This is a genomic window from Bradyrhizobium cytisi, from assembly GCF_008123515.1.
Taxonomy (GTDB): Bacteria; Pseudomonadota; Alphaproteobacteria; order Rhizobiales; family Xanthobacteraceae; genus Bradyrhizobium; species Bradyrhizobium cytisi.
This window is the reverse complement of sequence record NZ_VSSR01000025.1, coordinates 140,487-156,538: the sequence shown is the minus strand read 5'-3', so window position 1 is coordinate 156,538 and position 16,052 is coordinate 140,487. Positions and strand designations below refer to the sequence as shown.

Below are 16,052 nucleotides of genomic sequence, written 5' to 3'. Positions count from 1 at the left end.
GAAAGTCCCGCAAAAAACATCATCCGACGGCGTGAACCAGGGAAACCATTGGTGCGTCTCATGAATTAGTTCGGTGCCACAATATTGAGGAATTCCGGTCGCAGCGTTACGCTATGTTTCTGGAGACCTCGTCAGTACCGTTCGTAGAACGTGGTTGGGGGAAGTTCGATGCGCGCTGAAAGCAACGGAACGAGCCGGCATATTCTCTGTGTCTTCCCGCGTTACACGTCGTCTTTCGGCACCTTCGAGTATGCCTATCCGCTGACCGACGGCGTCCGCGCCTTCATGCCGCCGCAGGGCCTGCTGTTGCTCGCGGCCTATCTGCCGAAGGAGTGGCAGGTCAAATTCGTCGACGAGAATCTTCGCCGCGCGACAAAGGAAGAGTTCGAATGGGCGGAGGCGGTCTTCGTCAGCGGCATGCACATCCAGCGCCAGCAGATGAACGACATCTGCCGCCGCGCCCATGAGTTCGACCTGCCGGTTGCGCTCGGCGGTCCCTCGGTCAGCGCTTGCCCGGACTATTACCCGTCATTCGACTATCTCCATGTCGGCGAGCTCGGCGACGCCACCAATCAGCTGCTCGAAATCCTGTCGCGCGATACGTCTCGCCCCGAGCAACAGGTCGTGCTGACGACCAAAGACCGCGTGCCGATGACGGAGTTTCCGATCCCGGCCTATGAGCTCGCCGACGTGAAGCGGTATTTCCTCGGCAGCATCCAGTATTCCAGCGGCTGCCCGTATCAATGCGAGTTCTGCGACATCCCCGGCCTCTACGGCCGCAATCCGCGCATCAAATCGCCCGAGCAGATCATCGCCGAGCTCGACCGCCTGCGCGAATGCGGCATGACCGACACGGTCTATTTCGTCGACGACAATTTCATCGGTAACCGCAAGGCGGCGCTGGATCTGCTGCCGCATCTGATCGAGTGGCAGAAGAAGACCGGCTATGTGGTGCGGCTCGCCTGCGAAGCGACGCTCAACATCGCAAAGCGCCCCGAAATCCTCGAGAAGATGCGCGAGGCCTATTTCATCACCATCTTCTGCGGCATCGAGACGCCGGACCCCGACGCGCTGAAGGCGATGCACAAGGACCACAACATGATGGTCCCGATCCTCGAGGGCGTGCGCACCATCAACTCCTACGGGATGGAGGTGGTGTCCGGCATCATCATGGGGCTCGACACCGACAAGCCGAACACCTCGGAGGCGCTGCTCGCCTTCGTCGAGGAGTCGCACATTCCGCTGCTGACCATCAACCTGCTTCAGGCGCTGCCGAAGACGCCGCTGTGGGACCGGCTGGAGAAGGAAGGGCGCCTGGTCGATGACGAGGGGCGCGATTCCAATGTCAACTTCCTGTTGCCCTATGACGACGTCGTCGCATCCTGGAAGCACGCCATGAGCGTCGCCTACGAGCCCGAGAAGGTCTACGCGCGCTTCCAGTATCAATGCGACGAGGTTTATCCCCATCGCCTCAAGATGCCGGTGCCGGACGAGATGAAGACCTGGACCAATATCCGGCGCGGCCTCGTCATGCTGCGCAACATCTTCTGGAAGGTCGGCGTGCTCGGCGACTACAGGCGCGTGTTCTGGAAGTTTGCGCTGGAGCGGATCCGCCGTGGTGACATCGAAGGCCTGATCGGCTGCACCATGATCGCGCATCATCTCATCACCTTTGCGCGCGCGGCATCGAGCGGCAAGCAGAACGCGTCGAACTATTCGATCCGGCTGCGCGAAGCGTCCGTTCCCGCCGAATGAGCGACAAGCCCGTTCCGGCACGCCCGACCGTCGACCTGAGATCGTTCACGCCTGCGCGCGTCGCGCTCGGGCGCAGCGGCGCGAGCCTGCCGACAAAACCGCTGCTCGATTTCACGCTGGCGCATGCCCGCGCCCGCGATGCCGTGCACGCCGCCTTCGACGCGCCGGGTCTGGTTGCCGGGGTGAGGGCGCTCGGTCTTGGCGCCAGCGAGGTCGCGAGCCGGGCCGCCGATCGCAGCGATTATCTGCGCCGGCCGGATCTTGGACGGCAGCTCGATGCCGGTTCTGCCGCGGCGCTGGCGGACGGTGCCACTGCGCCGTGCCAGCTTGCGATCGTCATCGGTGATGGATTGTCGGCGGCGGCGGTCCATGCCCACGCAGTCGCGCTGCTGCAAAGCCTGCTGCCGCTGCTCCGCGAAGGCGACGCTGTCGCGATCGGCCATGTCGTCGTCGCCTCAGGCGCGCGGGTTGCGCTGGGCGACGAGATCGGGGCCATTCTCGGCGCCCGCATGGTTTTGATGCTGATCGGCGAACGGCCGGGCCTGTCCGCGCCCGACAGCCTCGGTGCCTATCTGACCTTCGCGCCGAAGCCCGGGCTGACCGATGCCGCGCGCAACTGCGTGTCGAATATCCACAGGGCCGGGTTGAGCTATCGTGAGGCCGCCCTCAAGCTCGTCTGGCTGGTCCGCGAGGGACTGGCGCGGGAGGTCACGGGCGTGGCGCTCAAGGACGAGAGCGCCGACCGGGCGCCGCGTCGAATTGGCTCGGCTTTGCCCGAATGACGGGCATTCCGGTAAAATCGCCGCATCTTGATCGATTTGGAGACCCTTGGCGTGCTTGCGAGGCGGGCTCATGACCTGCTAAACCGCTGCCGGCGATTTTACGCGCATTTTCAAAGGGCAAGCCTCCCATTCGTATGGCATTTTCAAGCCGTTCGCGGGGCGCAATAAGCTCACTGACCGAGCCGATTTAGGAACTGGACAAGGCATGCTCGAAAAGCACCGTGAGAATGAGGTTCATGTCGACAAGGTCGAGCAAGGGCCTGCGTCCTCCATCGCCTTCGGGCTGGAGCGCATCGGGCTGATCGCCGTCCGGGCGCCGATCGTCTCCTGCATCATCCTGGTCGTGCTGATCGTCGGCGCGGTGTTCGGCATCTACCGGATCAAGATCGACGATTCGCTGTCCCAGCTGTTCCGCTCCAACACGCCGGAATTCCGCCAGTATGAGGCGGTGACGAAGAAATTCCCGGCCGAGGAATTCGACGTTCTCGTCGTGGTCGAGGGCAAGAACCTCCTGGCGCGAAACAATCTTGAGAAGCTGCGCGACTTCATCACTGACATGCAGCTGGTCGAGGGCACCCGCGGTTTGGTCTCGCTGTTCTCCGCGCGCCAGGCGCCGGCGCCGGGCAAGCTGCCGGCCGCGCTGTTCCCGGCCGAGCTGCCCGAAGGCGCGGCCTATGACCAGTTCATCGAGACCGTCAAAAACAACGAGATCATCCGCGGCAAGCTCTTGTCTGAGGACGGCACGCTCGCGCTGATCGTGCTGTCGCTCGATCCCGAGGTGGTCGCCTCCAGCAAGCTCACGAAGACCGTCGGCGACATCCGCGCGCTGATGAAGGAGGATCTCGGCGAGACCGGCCTCAGCGTACAGCTCTCCGGCGTGCCGGTGATGCAGCTCGAGATCCGCAACGCGGTCGAGCGCGACGGCCTCACCTACAACGTCCTCGGCATTCTCGCCGGCTGCGTCATCGCCATCATCTTCTTCCGCAAGATCTCGTTCATGGTGGTGGCGGCGTTCCCGCCGATGATCGCGATTTTGATCGCACTCGGCGCGCTCGGCTGGGCCAATTTCAACCTGAACATGTTCCTGAACGTGATGACCCCGCTCATCATGGTGATCTCGTTCTCGGATTCGATGCAGCTCACCTTCGCCGCACGCGACCGGCTGATCGCGGGCCAGGACAAGTTCACCGCGTTCAGGAATGCGGTGCTGGTGGTGGGCCCGGCCTGCGTGCTGACGCACGGCACCGCCGGCATTTCCTTCATCGCACTTCAGTTCTCGGACTCCGACCTGATCCGCAAATTCGGCGAGGCGGGCCTTGCCGCAACCATCATCGCGCTGGTCACGGTGCTATCGCTGGTGCCGGTGTTCGGCGTGCTGTTCGTGCGCAACGAGAAGCTCTTTGCCGTCAAGTTCCAGACCGCGGATGCCGGCGTGCAGGCGCTGCGTAATTTCTGCTACTGGATCGCGGTGCGCATGGTCGGCCGGCCTGGCCTGTTCAGCCTGATCGCACTGCTGTTCGTCGCCAGCCTCGGCGTCGTCTACGCCAATCTGCAGCCGCGCTACCGGCTCGCCGACCAGGTGCCGGACAAGCGCCAGGCGGTGGCCGCCAGCAACCGGCTCGATGCCAAGCTGACCGGCGCCAATCCGGTCAACGTGCTGATCCAATTCCCCAAGGGCGAAACGCTCTACTCGCCGGAGACGCTGCAAACCATCGCCGACGTGCACGCGACCGTGGAGAAGGCGGCCGGCGTCGGTAACGTCTGGTCGCTGGAGACGCTGCGCCGCTGGCTGGCGGAAAAGGCCGGCAGCGACGATGTCGCGACGCTGAAGGAATATGTCAACGTCATCCCCGAGCATCTGGTGCGAAGGTTCATCGATGCCGAGCAGGATGCGGTGGTCGTGGCCGGCCGCGTGCCGGACAAGGACTCCAGCCAGCTCCTGCCGATCGTCGACAAGCTCGACACCGAGCTCGACGCCGTCCGCAAAAAGCATCCCGGCTACGAGGTTGCCGTCACCGGTCTTGCCGCCATCGCCGCGCGCAATTCGGCCGGCATGATCGAGAAGCTGAACCGCGGTCTCACCGTCGAATTCGCGATGGTCGCGATCTTCATTGGGCTGGCCTTCCGCTCCTGGGTGGTGATGTTCGCCTGTATCCTGCCGGGCATTTTCCCGGTGGTGATGTCGGGAACGGTGCTGTGGGCGATGGGCGAGGGGCTGCAATTCGCCAGCGTCGTCGCGCTCACCGTCTCGTTCGGCCTGGGCTTGAGCGCCACCATCCACTTCCTCAATCGCCTGCGATTGGAAAGTAAGCCCGGCGTCGGCTCGGCGATCGCGGTGGAGCGGGCGACCGTGCTGGTCGGCCCGGCGCTGATCCTGACCACGCTGGTGCTGGCCTGCGGCCTCGTCGTCACCGTGTTCTCGGACCTGCCGTCGCTGCGGCTGTTCGGCTGGCTCAGCGCCTTCTCGATGGTGGCGGCGCTGGTGGCCGACCTCTTCATCCTGCGGCCGACGGCGATGTGGTTGATCAACCTGCACGCCAAGCTTCAGGGCCCCGACAAGCCGGCGATCTGAGCGGGGCGCGATGCGCGGGCTCAAGCGTCAATGCGCTACAGGTTGACCTTGAAATCGTCCCGCCCAACACCCCAAAGCAGCTGTCTGCGAAATCGGTTCATTCAGTAAAAAGCCCCCGGCTCGCGAAAAACCGGGGGCGTGTTCCTCTTGGAAGCGGGAAGAGCGATCAGCTCTTCGTCATCGTGATATTGACGCCGCGGATCTCGCCCTTGGACGAGATCTGCACCGTCTGCTTGGTGCCGTTGGTGCGCAGCGTCAAATTGGCGGCAAAGCCGTTGGCCTCGACGAACACGTCGATCTGGCCGCCGCCGGCGGTGCCCTGGAGATTGCCGAAGATGTTGCGACTGGACTCGCTCCAATTGCCGGAGATGCGGTCGCCCTGGCTGGTCACGTCGCTGGTGAGGTCGAATTTGTAGCTGTCGGAGGCGCAGTGCAGGGCTTGCTTCAGGTTGAGGCCGGTGCCGCCAACCTTGTAGTCCGCCTTGCAGCGGATGTGCTCGGTGGAACCGTCGGACAGCGCCACAGTGCCGGTACCGGTCCAGGCGCCATCGAAACCGGCGAACGGTCCTGACGACTGAGCGTGGCTTGCCGAAACCGAGAAGAGCAGCGCCGCGCCAATGCCGGCCGCCTTGATCGCCTGTCCAGATCGTCCAAAGAACTTCATCTCAAATATCCCGTTTTGGAACGACGCCGCTCATGGCAGGACGTCTCGCCACATCGAAAGTTTAGTGTTCCGAACCCGTGTCAGGTTCAAGCCTAACCGCCCACGATGTCAGGTGCGCAAAGCGCTCTCGCGTTGGTCCGAGCCCGGATTCCCTCTGTTTCCATGTGTTTCCGGCCGAAAAAGCGGATCGGACAGATGCAGCTCTGCAACAGGTGCCGTCCAAAACGCGACCTGCCCGAATTATGACGTAGTATCAACCTCTTACATCTGCCAATGAAGGCCTAGGGAAGACCTGATTTGGTAGGGGTGGCGCCAATTTGGCCGCATTTGCCAGCGCTTGTGCCTTCTCCGGTGCCGCCCTTTCCGCGGCAACTTGCCATCAGAACAATCCGTTCCCGTCGTCCGCCCTGTGCTGTCCGGGACTGGTGCGATTCTGCCGTCAGAATGAAGGAATACAATGCGTAAGCTTCTCGTCGCTCTCACCGTGCTGTCGGCAACCCTGTCCACGGCTGCGTTCGCCCAGCAGGGGCGTGGCACGGACGCCGAGCAGAAGGCCTGCACGCGCGACGTGCAGAAGTTCTGCCGTCCGGTCATCGACCAGGGCGATTTCACCGTTCTGGCCTGCCTCAAGGAGAACCGGGCCAAGATCTCGCAGGCCTGCGACCAGGTCCTGAAGAACCACAATCAGTAAGCTCGGCCGCTGGCCCACAAAGGCGGCCGTGGGGCCGCCTTTTTCACGCCGGATCCGCGGGGCTGCCATCGAGAGACAGGATTGGTTTTGCGGCCGTATTCCCCTATATGGGGGCCGCGGCGGCGTCGCCGGCATGAGCCTGCGCGAGCGCAAAAGCCTTTCCTGTCCAAACGATTGTTGATCAGCCCTCGATGACCTCTGCGAGCGAATTGCGATCCGGTAAGGGTGACCGCGACGAGAATTTTCCCGTCGCGTCCTGGATCATTCATCCGCGTCATCGCGCGCTGATCCTGGCGTATTACAATTTCGTCCGCACGGCCGACGACATCGCCGACCACGCGACCCTGCCGGCGGACGAAAAGCTTCGCTATCTCGACCTGCTCGAGGCGGAACTGCTCGGCAAGGACGAGACCAAGGGCGACACCCAGGCTGAAGCCGTCGCGCTGCGGCGCGCGCTGGCCGAGCGGGGCATGGCACCGCGCCACGCGCTGGACGTGCTCATCGCGTTCCGCATGGACGTGACAAAACTGCGCTACGAGAGCTGGGACGAGGTCATCCACTATTGCCGCTATTCGGCGATGCCGGTCGGCCGCTTCATGCTCGACGTCCATGGCGAGAGCACCTCGACCTGGGCCGCGTCGGATGCGCTCTGCGCGGGCCTTCAGATCAACAACCACCTCCAGGATTGCGGCAAGGATTTCCGCGAGCTCAATCGCGTCTATCTGCCGCGCGATGCACTGGCCGCAAGCGGCGCCGCGGTCGAGCAGCTTGGACTTGCGCGGTCGCCGCCGGCGATGCTGGCCTGTCTCCAGGGGCTCGCCGTGCGCAACGAAGCGCTGCTCAACGAGGGCAGGTCGCTGAGCGCGGAGATCAGGGATGTCCGGCTCGGCGTCGACGTCGCGGTGATCCAGGCCTATGCGGACCGCATCGTGCGCCTCTTGAAGGTGCGCGATCCCCTGCGCGAACGCGTGCATCTGACCAAGCTTGAGCTGCTCACCTTCAGCCTCGCCGGCATGATCGGCGAAATCGGCCGCCGCGCGATCGGCCGCAAGGCCATCTCCAGACCTGGGACTGCCCATGACGCTTGAGGCGACCACGCCCGGCGCCAATTATGGCTCGACCGCATCCGGCAGCTCCTTCTATGCCGCGATGCGCATCCTGCCGCGCGACCAGCGCGAGGCGATGTTCCAGATCTACAGCTTTTGTCGCCAGGTCGACGACATCGCCGATTCCGACGGCCCGCGCGACGAGCGGCTCGCCGCGCTCCAGGAATGGCGCAACGACATCGACGCGCTCTACCAGGGCAATCCGCCGCCGCGGCTGAAGGACTACGCCGCCTCGGTGAAGACCTTCGGGCTGAAGCGCGAGGATTTCCTCGCCATTGTCGACGGCATGGAGATGGACGTGCCGCAGGACATCCGTGCCCCCGACATGGCGACGCTCGATCTCTACTGCGATCGCGTTGCCAGCGCAGTCGGGCGGCTGTCGGTGCGGGTGTTCGGCCTGCCGGAAGAGGACGGCATCCTGCTCGCCCATCACCTCGGCCGCGCGCTGCAGCTCACCAACATCCTGCGCGACATCGACGAGGACGCAGGCCTCGGCCGGCTCTACCTGCCGCGCGAGGCGCTGCTGCATGCCGGCATCACGTCCAACGATCCGGACCGTGTGATCGCCGAGCGCGCTCTGCCGAAAGTCTGCCTGCCGCTGACGCAGCGCGCGAAGATGCATTTCGAGAAATCGGACGAGATCATGAGCCGCAACAAGCGCCGCGCGGTGCGCGCGCCGCGGATCATGTCGAAGTACTATCACGCCATTCTGGACCTCCTGATTGCGCGCGGCTTCGACGCACCGCGCGAGCCGGTGCGTGTGTCGAAGGTCACACGCTTCGCGATCCTGTTCCGCTACGCTTTCATCTGATGCAAAACACAGCTCACATCATCGGCGCCGGAATTTCCGGCCTCTCCGCCGCCGTGCGGCTCGCCAATGCCGGCTTCAAGGTCGCCGTGCACGAGGCGACGCAGCAGGCCGGCGGCCGCTGCCGCTCCTATTTCGACGGCGCCACCAATCTCACCATCGACAACGGCAATCATCTGCTGCTGTCGGGCAACAGCCACGCGCGCGCCTATGCGCGCTCGATCGGCACCGAGGCAGGCCTGGTCGGCCCTGAAACCGCGCAGTTTCCATTCGTCGACATCAAGACCGGGCAGCGCTGGCAGATCGATCTCGGTTCCGGCCGGCTGCCGACCTGGGTGCTCGACGAGGGCCGCCGCGTTCCCGACACCGGTCTGACCGACTACCTCAAGCTGGCGCCGCTGATCTGGGCGTCGGAAGCGACGCTGGTCGGTAAATCCATTCCCTGCGAAGGCATTCTCTATCAGCGCCTGGTGCAGCCGCTGCTGCTCGCGGCGCTCAATGTCGATCCCCCCGAGGGTTCGGCGGGGCTTGCCGGCGCAATCGTGCGCGAGACGCTGCTCGCGGGCGGGCAGGCCTGTCGTCCGCTGATCGCGCGCGACGGCCTCAGCGCCGTGCTGATCGAGCCTGCCGTGACGTTTTTGACCGAGCGCGGTCACTCCGTTCAGCTCGGCCATGAGTTGCGGTCCTTCGTCAGCAATGACGGCAAGGTGACCGCGCTCAATTTTGGCGGTGAGGACGTGATCCAGCTTGGCGTCGGCGATGTCATCGTGATGGCGGTGCCGCCGCGCTCCGCTGCGAGCCTGCTGCCCGGCCTGAAGACGCCGACCGAATTCCGCGCCATCGTCAACGCGCATTTCCGCATTGAGCCGCCTCCGGGTTCGGCGCCAATCCTGGGTGTGATCGGCGGCGTTGTGGAATGGCTGTTCGCGTTCCCGAACCGGCTCTCGGTGACCATCAGCAACGGCGACCGTCTCGTCGACATGCCGCGAGAGGAACTCGCGCAGGTGATCTGGAACGACGTCTGCGAGGCCGGCGGCGTCTCCGGCGAACTGCCTCCTTGGCAGATCGTACGCGAGCGTCGTGCCACATTTGCGGCCACGCCGGCGCAGAATGCCCTGCGTCCGGGGCCGGTCACCGCACTGAAAAACCTGTTCCTTGCCGGCGACTGGACTGCTACGGGATTGCCAGCAACGATCGAGGGATCGGTCAGGTCCGGCGATCGCGCCGCCGATCTGGTTTTGGCCGCCAAAGGATCCTGAAAAGCGGCCCTGACGGGCAATGTCCCCGTCACTTTCAATCGACTATCGGAGCAATCGAGCGACATGGATTCGGTGAACGCGACCAGCCGCGAAGCTTTGGAATCGAGCACCCTGGAATCGAGCATTGCGTCGGCCACGCAAGGCGTTCTCGGCTTGCAGCAATCCGACGGCCATTGGGTGTTCGAGCTCGAGGCCGACTGCACGATCCCGGCCGAATACATCCTGCTGCGCCATTACCTCGCAGAGCCCGTCGACACCGTGCTCGAGGCCAAGATCGGCAACTATCTGCGCCGCGTCCAGGGCGCCCATGGCGGCTGGCCGCTGGTGCATGACGGCGAGTTCGACATGAGCGCCAGCGTGAAGGCCTACTTCGCGCTCAAGATGATCGGCGATTCCACAGACAGCCCGCACATGGTGCGTGCGCGCGAGGCGATCCACGCACGCGGTGGCGCGATCAATAGCAACGTCTTCACCCGCTTCCTGCTCGCGACGTTCGGCGTGGTGAGCTGGCGCGCGGTGCCGGTGCTGCCGATCGAGATCGTGCTGCTGCCGTTCTGGTCGCCGTTCCACCTCAACAAGATCTCCTACTGGGCACGCACCACCATGGTGCCGCTGATGGTCATCGCCGCGCTGAAGCCGCGCGCGAAGAATCCGAAGGGCGTCGGCATCGACGAGCTGTTCTTGCAGGATCCGCGCTCGATCGGCATGACCGCCAAGGCGCCGCATCAGAGCATGGCCTGGTTCCTGCTGTTCCGCGCGCTCGACGCGATCCTGCGTGTCGTCGAGCCGATGTTTCCGAAGCGCCTGCGCCAGCGCGCGATCGATGCCGCGCTCGCTTTCACCGAGGAGCGGCTCAACGGCGAGGACGGCATGGGCGCGATCTATCCGCCAATGGCCAACATCGTCATGATGTATGACGCGCTCGGCAAGGACGAGAATTTTCCGCCGCGTGCGATCACGCGCCGGGGCATCGACAAGCTGCTCGTGATCAAGAGCGAGGAGGCCTACTGCCAGCCCTGCGTCTCGCCGGTGTGGGACACGACCCTGACCGCGCATGCGCTGCTTGAGGCCGGCGGTGACAAGGCGGTGCCTGCTGCGAAGCAGGGCCTCGACTGGCTGATCCCGAAGCAGGAGCTCGAGGTGAAGGGCGACTGGGCGGTGAAACGGCCCGGCGTGCGTCCGGGCGGCTGGGCGTTCCAGTACAACAATGCCCATTACCCCGATCTCGACGACACCGCCGTGGTGGTGATGTCGATGGATCGCATGCGCCGGGAACACGGTGCGACCGGCTATGACGCGGCGATCGACCGCGGCCGGGAGTGGATCGAGGGCATGCAGAGCGACGACGGCGGCTGGGCGGCCTTCGACGTCGACAACCTCGAATATTACCTGAACAACATCCCGTTCTCGGACCACGGCGCGCTGCTCGATCCGCCGACCGAGGACGTCACCGCGCGCTGCATCTCGATGCTGGCCCAGCTTGGCGAGACCGCGAAGACCAGCAAGCACGTCGCCGACGGCGTGGCCTACCTCAGGAAGACCCAGCACCCGGAAGGGTCCTGGTACGGCCGCTGGGGCATGAACTTCATCTACGGAACCTGGTCGGTGCTATGCGCCCTCAATATGGCCGGAGTTCCCCACACCGATCCCATGATGCGCAAGGCGGCCGGCTGGCTGGCCTCGATCCAGAACGAGGACGGCGGCTGGGGCGAGGACGCCGTCAGCTACCGGCTGGACTACAAGGGCTGGGAACCCGCCCCGTCGACCGCCTCGCAAACGGCATGGGCCTTGCTTGCCCTGATGGCTGCTGGCGAGGTTGATCACCCGGCCGTCGCCCGCGGGGTGGAGTACCTGATTGCAACACAGAACGAAAAAGGACTGTGGGACGAGAGCCGTTACACCGCCACAGGCTTCCCCCGCGTGTTCTATCTGCGGTACCATGGTTACCCTAAGTTCTTCCCGCTGTGGGCGCTCGCGCGGTATCGGAACTTGCGGAACACCAACAGCAGGGTGGTAGGGGTCGGAATGTGACTTTGGGGACGGGGGACTATGTTACCGCGGGTCAAGCCGTTGACCCGCGACCGATACTGATCGTGACCGGTCTGGTTCAGGAGGCCCGCATTGCCGCCGGGCCCGGGATGGCGGTCATTTGCTCGTCCAGCAGCCCGACGCAATTGCGGGCGCTTCTGACGGTGGTGGATCCCGAAACGATTCGTGGCGTGATCTCGTTCGGCGTGGCCGGCGGGCTCGACCCGACGCTGCGCTCCGGCGACGTCGTGGTGGCGACCGAGGTGCTCTCGGGCGACACCCGCTGGGCCGCCGGCCTGTCGCTCAGCGACGACCTCATCGACAAGCTGACCTCCGGCCGCCGCCGCGTCGTACGCGGCTCGCTTGCCGGCGCCGAGGAAGTGGTCACGGGCAGCTCTTGCAAGGCGGCGCTGCATTCCGTGACCGGCGCCTCCGCCGTCGACATGGAAAGCCACATCGCGGCCGCCTACGCCGCCGAGGCCGGCCTGCCGTTCGCCGCGGTCCGCGTCATCAGCGACCCCGCCCACCGCGCGCTGCCGGCGCTCGCGCGTGCCGCGATCAAGCCGAACGGCCAGATCGACCTCGCCGCGGTCCTGCGTGGCATCGTGCGCAATCCGGCAACGCTGCATGCGCTGGTCTCGACCGGCATCGACTTCAACCGCGCGCTGCGCTCGTTGCGCGGCTGCCGCGACTTCCTGATCGGCACCGAGCTCGTCGACAGCGAGGCGCTGGTCGCAGAGACGATCTGAGCGGGTGCTTCGAGCTGACAAGAGAAAGAGCCCGGTCGCGATTGGCGATCGGGCTTTTTATTTGAGCTGCCGCAATCGTCATCACAGGTGAGGTCGCAATCACTCAATGAGGTCTCGGCACCGCCGCCACCGAACGGCTTGAATGTGAGCCCGCGCCTATCTTACGTTCGTCTTACATCAAGAAGGTCAGGCCAATGGCCGGCGCGGAAAAGCTCACCACCACCGTTTCCACCAAGGGACAGGTCATCCTGCCCAGCGCCATTCGCCAGCGGCGGGAATGGAAGGCGGGAACGCGGCTCACGGTCGAGGACACCCCGGAGGGCGTGCTGTTGAAGCCGGCCCCGGCCTTTGCTGAGACACGGCCGGAGGACGTATTCGGCGTCTTGGCCCACCGCGGCAAGCCGAAAACACTGGAAGAGATGGACGAAAGCGTGCTTGCCGAAGCCAGGCGGCGGCATGATCGCGATTGATACCAACCTGATCGTCCGCTACCTGACCGGGGACCACGTCACGCAATCCGCACTTGCCCGCGCCTTAATCGACGGCGAGAAAGTCTTCGCCGCTATCACGGTGCTCCTCGAAGTCGAATGGGTGCTTCGAAGCGCGTACGAGTATCAGGCCGCGGACGTCGTGCGCGCGCTTCGCCTCTTCTCGGGGCTTCCGACTGTCACAGTCGAGGACGGCCAGATGGTTGCGGCGGCGCTCGACCTTGCCGGGAAGGGAATGGATTTCGCGGATGCTCTGCGTCTGACAAGATCCGGACATTGCGAGAGCTTCGTCACCTTCGATCGCAAGCTCGTCAGGGCCGCGAAAGCGGCCGGCCATGAGGGAGTGCGCGAAGCACGGTCATCGCGGTGAAACTACGCGACGGCACTGAAACGGTCTCAGCCCGCAGGATGGATTGCGCCCTTGCGAAACCCATCTCGTGTCGATTACCGCTCTCGCCTTTGTCCCGTACAACTCTCATGCACCGGGGCCGCTGTGATATTCATTGCGCTGGAGGACGCGGAAGCCGAACCAACCCCAGTACACACAATGGCGCTGAATGAGACCATCGTCGTTGAGATCCATCGCCTCGACGAAGTCCATTTGCTCGCCCTTGCCGGCATCGCGCGGGTATTCCCAAATCAGGCGCTTGCCGTCGGTGAGATAGCCAGTCCGAAAATATTGGCGTACAGGCGGCTTGCGGATCGCGAGAATGTCGAACAGCGGCCGGATTTCCTTGTGCCCGTGAAGATAACCCCGGTCGATGCCCAGAAGGTGCGGCACGAGCGGGCTTTCGAACCAGGCGTCATCAAAGAGCGCGAGCAATCCGTCCGCATCGTTATGCGACAGCGCATCGTTCCAGGCAAAGTACATCCGTTCGACCGGCGTCGACCCGGCGGTAACGAGGTTCCTCGGCAGTGTCTTCTCGTCCATTGCGTCACTCCGTCTAGCTGACCACGCCCCCGCATTGTGGAGTGGATTTCGATCTGCTTGCCGATCAGAAGTCGCCTTCCCGGATATATGGCTGCACCCAAAGCGTCGCCTGAAGGATCACCGACTTCCACCACGCATCGTACATTCGGTTGACAATGTCCGGTGGATGGCCGCGCTTGGCGAGAAACGGCCGCATCGGCACGACGATGGTGGAACAAAATGCCAGTAGATCACGTGCACGAATGTGGCCAAGCGTGTGCCCGTGGTCCGTCTTGTTCTTCTTTGTCCGATGGTGCCGCAGCCCAATCTCGTATTGGTAATTGAGCCAGGCCTGATCGTATTTGGCACGGGCCGTATCGGTCACCCACCGCCCGAATCGCTTTGCGACGGCGCCTGCATATTCGGTATCGACCTTATGCGTCTTGGGATCTTCGTCGTAGGCGCGCAGATGAGGGTGATCAAAAATGACACCCCGCCAAACCTTCAGCAAATCATCAACCTGATTGGCAAGTATCTCCTCCGACATTCGGAGGTAGACGACATCTTCCTCGGAAAAGAGCGCCGATTTCTTTAACTCCTCCCATTCCTCCAATGTGATCGGCGATTTAGCGACCTTGTCGGTTCCGTAGTCGTATCCAGGGATCTTCTGTTTCTCTTTCACCTCATCCATTGTGTGTAACTCCTTGCTTGCTCCTGCTTTGATGGGTGAGCGATTGTGCCAGCCGGGTACGCCGGAGTTTCGGAGGCGAGGAACGCGATACTTTGGCTGTAGAGCGCGTAACGCGTCTCCTCGAGATGCATCAGGTAGGTGCCGCGGCCGAGCTTAATGTCGCGGTTGACGGGCGAGGGTCCCGAAGAGCACCTTTCTGAAGCATCGCCGCTCCATTGCAGAGCGAAACGCACGCCCAAAGACATAGTTGCAGAGGCGGCGCGGCTTTCTGGTCGTGCCAAGTGCTTGAGCTGAACAAAGCAAAAGGCCCGATCGCCATTGGCGATCGGGCCTTTTCTGTTCGGTGCAGCCCAGCGCGCTTACGCCGCAGTCGAAGCCTTCCGTGCGGCCTTCTCCTGCGCCGCGGCGGCCTCGTCCTTGCGGATCTCGGAGAGCTTCTTCTGGACCTGCTCCGAGAAAATGTACTGCGCCGGGCGCTGGTTCGACATGTCGATCTCCGGCGCCATCGGGCCCGTGGTCCTGATGCCGCGCAGCGACACCCACATCGCCTTGATCGGGTTGTTGAGAGCGGCGGTCGCTGCCGTCGGCTCGTAGCCGCAATGGGCCATACAGTCGGCGCACTTCTCGTACTTGCCGGTGCCGTAGGTCTCCCAGTCGGTGGTGTCCATCAGCTCCTTGAAGGTTTTTGCGTAGCCTTCGCCGAGCAGGTAGCAGGGCTTCTGCCAGCCGAAGATGTTGCGCGCGGGCATGCCCCACGGCGTGCACTCGTATTCCTGGTTGCCGGCGAGGAAGTCCAGGAACAGGCCGGAATGCATGAAATTCCACTTCTTGCCCTTGCCCATCGCAAAGACGTCGCGGAACAGCTTCTTGGTCTTGGTGCGGTTGAGGAAGTGCGCCTGGTCCGGCGCGCGCTCATAGGCGTAGCCGGGCGACATCGACACGCCGACGCCGAGCTCGACGGTGAGGTCGAGAAACTTTGCGATCTCCTCGGCCGGATGGCCGTCGAAGATGGTGGCGTTGACGTTGACGGTGAAGCCGCGCGCCTTCGCCGCCTTGATCGCGGAGACGGCGCGGTCGAACACGCCCTGCTGCGACACGGCCTTGTCGTGGTGCTCCTTCAGGCCGTCGAGATGCACGGAGAAGAACAAATAGGGCGAGGGCTCGAACAGGTCGAGCTTCTTCTCGAGCAGCAGCGCGTTGGTGCAGAGCGAGACGAACTTCTTGCGGGCGACGAGGCCGCGCACGATCTCGCCGATCTCCCTGTGGATCAGCGGCTCGCCGCCGGGGATCGCCACCATCGGCGCGCCGCACTCGTCGGCCGCGTCCCAGCACTCCTGTGCGGTCATGCGGCGGTTGAGGATCGCATCCGGATAGTCGATCTTGCCGCAGCCGACGCAGGCGAGGTTGCAGCGGAACAGCGGCTCCAGCATCAGCACGAGCGGATAGCGTTTGCGGCCAAGCAGTTTCTGCTTGAGCAAATAGCCGCCGATACGCATTTCCTTGAAGAAGGGGATTGCCATTACAAGTTTCTTTCTGGGCTTGAAATTCG

The 16,052-nt window shown here is 63.8% G+C and carries 15 protein-coding genes; 11 read left to right on the top strand and 4 right to left on the bottom strand.

Annotation, left to right across the window (positions count from 1 at the left end):
* The first annotated feature begins 168 nt into the window (after positions 1–168).
* The 3 genes from FXB38_RS17460 (at position 169) to FXB38_RS17450 (ending at position 5,109) form a co-directional block, all read left to right on the top strand.
* A complete protein-coding gene (locus FXB38_RS17460) occupies positions 169–1,755 on the top strand; it encodes a B12-binding domain-containing radical SAM protein (protein ID WP_148752097.1) in 1,587 nt (528 codons plus the stop codon).
* Positions 1,752–2,537 carry an ethanolamine ammonia-lyase subunit EutC gene (gene eutC / locus FXB38_RS17455; RefSeq protein ID WP_148752096.1) on the top strand — a complete coding sequence of 262 codons (786 nt, stop codon included), beginning with the start codon at positions 1,752–1,754 and terminating at the stop codon, positions 2,535–2,537. The genes FXB38_RS17460 and eutC overlap by 4 nt, the downstream gene beginning before the upstream one ends.
* A gap of 205 nt (positions 2,538–2,742) precedes the next feature.
* Positions 2,743–5,109, top strand: a complete 2,367-nt coding sequence (locus tag FXB38_RS17450) for an efflux RND transporter permease subunit (protein ID WP_148752095.1) — start codon at positions 2,743–2,745, stop codon at positions 5,107–5,109.
* A 166-nt stretch (positions 5,110–5,275) separates the two neighbouring features.
* On the opposite strand, the gene FXB38_RS17445 is transcribed toward FXB38_RS17450, so the two are convergent.
* Positions 5,276–5,773, bottom strand: coding sequence for a hypothetical protein (locus FXB38_RS17445; protein ID WP_148752094.1), 498 nt, complete (start codon positions 5,771–5,773; stop codon positions 5,276–5,278).
* A gap of 457 nt (positions 5,774–6,230) precedes the next feature.
* On the opposite strand from FXB38_RS17445, the gene FXB38_RS17435 reads away from it, so the two are divergent.
* From FXB38_RS17435 to FXB38_RS17400, 8 genes are all read left to right on the top strand, one after another.
* On the top strand, positions 6,231–6,464 hold the full coding sequence (locus FXB38_RS17435) for a hypothetical protein (RefSeq protein WP_027533949.1): 234 nt from the start codon (positions 6,231–6,233) through the stop codon (positions 6,462–6,464).
* Positions 6,465–6,655: 191 nt separating this feature from the next.
* Entirely contained in the window at positions 6,656–7,552 is an 897-nt protein-coding gene (gene hpnC / locus FXB38_RS17430) for a squalene synthase HpnC (RefSeq protein ID WP_148752093.1), read from the top strand.
* Complete coding sequence (gene hpnD / locus FXB38_RS17425; RefSeq protein ID WP_148752092.1) at positions 7,542–8,381, top strand: presqualene diphosphate synthase HpnD; 840 nt, start codon at positions 7,542–7,544, stop codon at positions 8,379–8,381. The genes hpnC and hpnD overlap by 11 nt, the downstream gene beginning before the upstream one ends.
* Positions 8,381–9,637 carry a hydroxysqualene dehydroxylase HpnE gene (gene hpnE / locus FXB38_RS17420; RefSeq protein WP_148752091.1) on the top strand — a complete coding sequence of 419 codons (1,257 nt, stop codon included), beginning with the start codon at positions 8,381–8,383 and terminating at the stop codon, positions 9,635–9,637. The genes hpnD and hpnE overlap by 1 nt, the downstream gene beginning before the upstream one ends.
* A 63-nt stretch (positions 9,638–9,700) precedes the next feature.
* Positions 9,701–11,668: a squalene--hopene cyclase gene (shc, locus tag FXB38_RS17415; RefSeq protein ID WP_148752090.1), complete on the top strand. Its 1,968-nt coding sequence runs from the start codon at positions 9,701–9,703 to the stop codon at positions 11,666–11,668.
* A complete protein-coding gene (locus tag FXB38_RS17410; RefSeq protein ID WP_187434944.1) occupies positions 11,665–12,414 on the top strand; it encodes a phosphorylase in 750 nt (249 codons plus the stop codon). Before shc ends, FXB38_RS17410 begins: the two co-directional genes overlap by 4 nt.
* Before the next feature lie 194 nt (positions 12,415–12,608).
* Positions 12,609–12,884, top strand: coding sequence for an AbrB/MazE/SpoVT family DNA-binding domain-containing protein (locus FXB38_RS17405; protein ID WP_148752088.1), 276 nt, complete (start codon positions 12,609–12,611; stop codon positions 12,882–12,884).
* The gene (locus FXB38_RS17400; protein WP_148752087.1) at positions 12,871–13,272 is read left to right on the top strand and encodes a type II toxin-antitoxin system VapC family toxin; all 402 of its coding nucleotides are present in this window, start codon (positions 12,871–12,873) and stop codon (positions 13,270–13,272) included. The genes FXB38_RS17405 and FXB38_RS17400 overlap by 14 nt, the downstream gene beginning before the upstream one ends.
* A gap of 105 nt (positions 13,273–13,377) precedes the next feature.
* Here the strand turns inward: FXB38_RS17400 and FXB38_RS17395 are convergent, their stop codons facing one another.
* The 3 genes from FXB38_RS17395 to hpnH form a co-directional block, all read right to left on the bottom strand.
* Positions 13,378–13,833, bottom strand: a complete 456-nt coding sequence (locus FXB38_RS17395) for a nuclear transport factor 2-like protein (protein ID WP_148752086.1) — start codon at positions 13,831–13,833, stop codon at positions 13,378–13,380.
* A gap of 64 nt (positions 13,834–13,897) precedes the next feature.
* A complete protein-coding gene (locus tag FXB38_RS17390; RefSeq protein ID WP_148752085.1) occupies positions 13,898–14,503 on the bottom strand; it encodes a protoglobin domain-containing protein in 606 nt (201 codons plus the stop codon).
* Between the two features lie 359 nt (positions 14,504–14,862).
* Positions 14,863–16,023, bottom strand: a complete 1,161-nt coding sequence (gene hpnH / locus FXB38_RS17385) for an adenosyl-hopene transferase HpnH (protein WP_148752084.1) — start codon at positions 16,021–16,023, stop codon at positions 14,863–14,865.
* Positions 16,024–16,052: the final 29 nt, after the last annotated feature.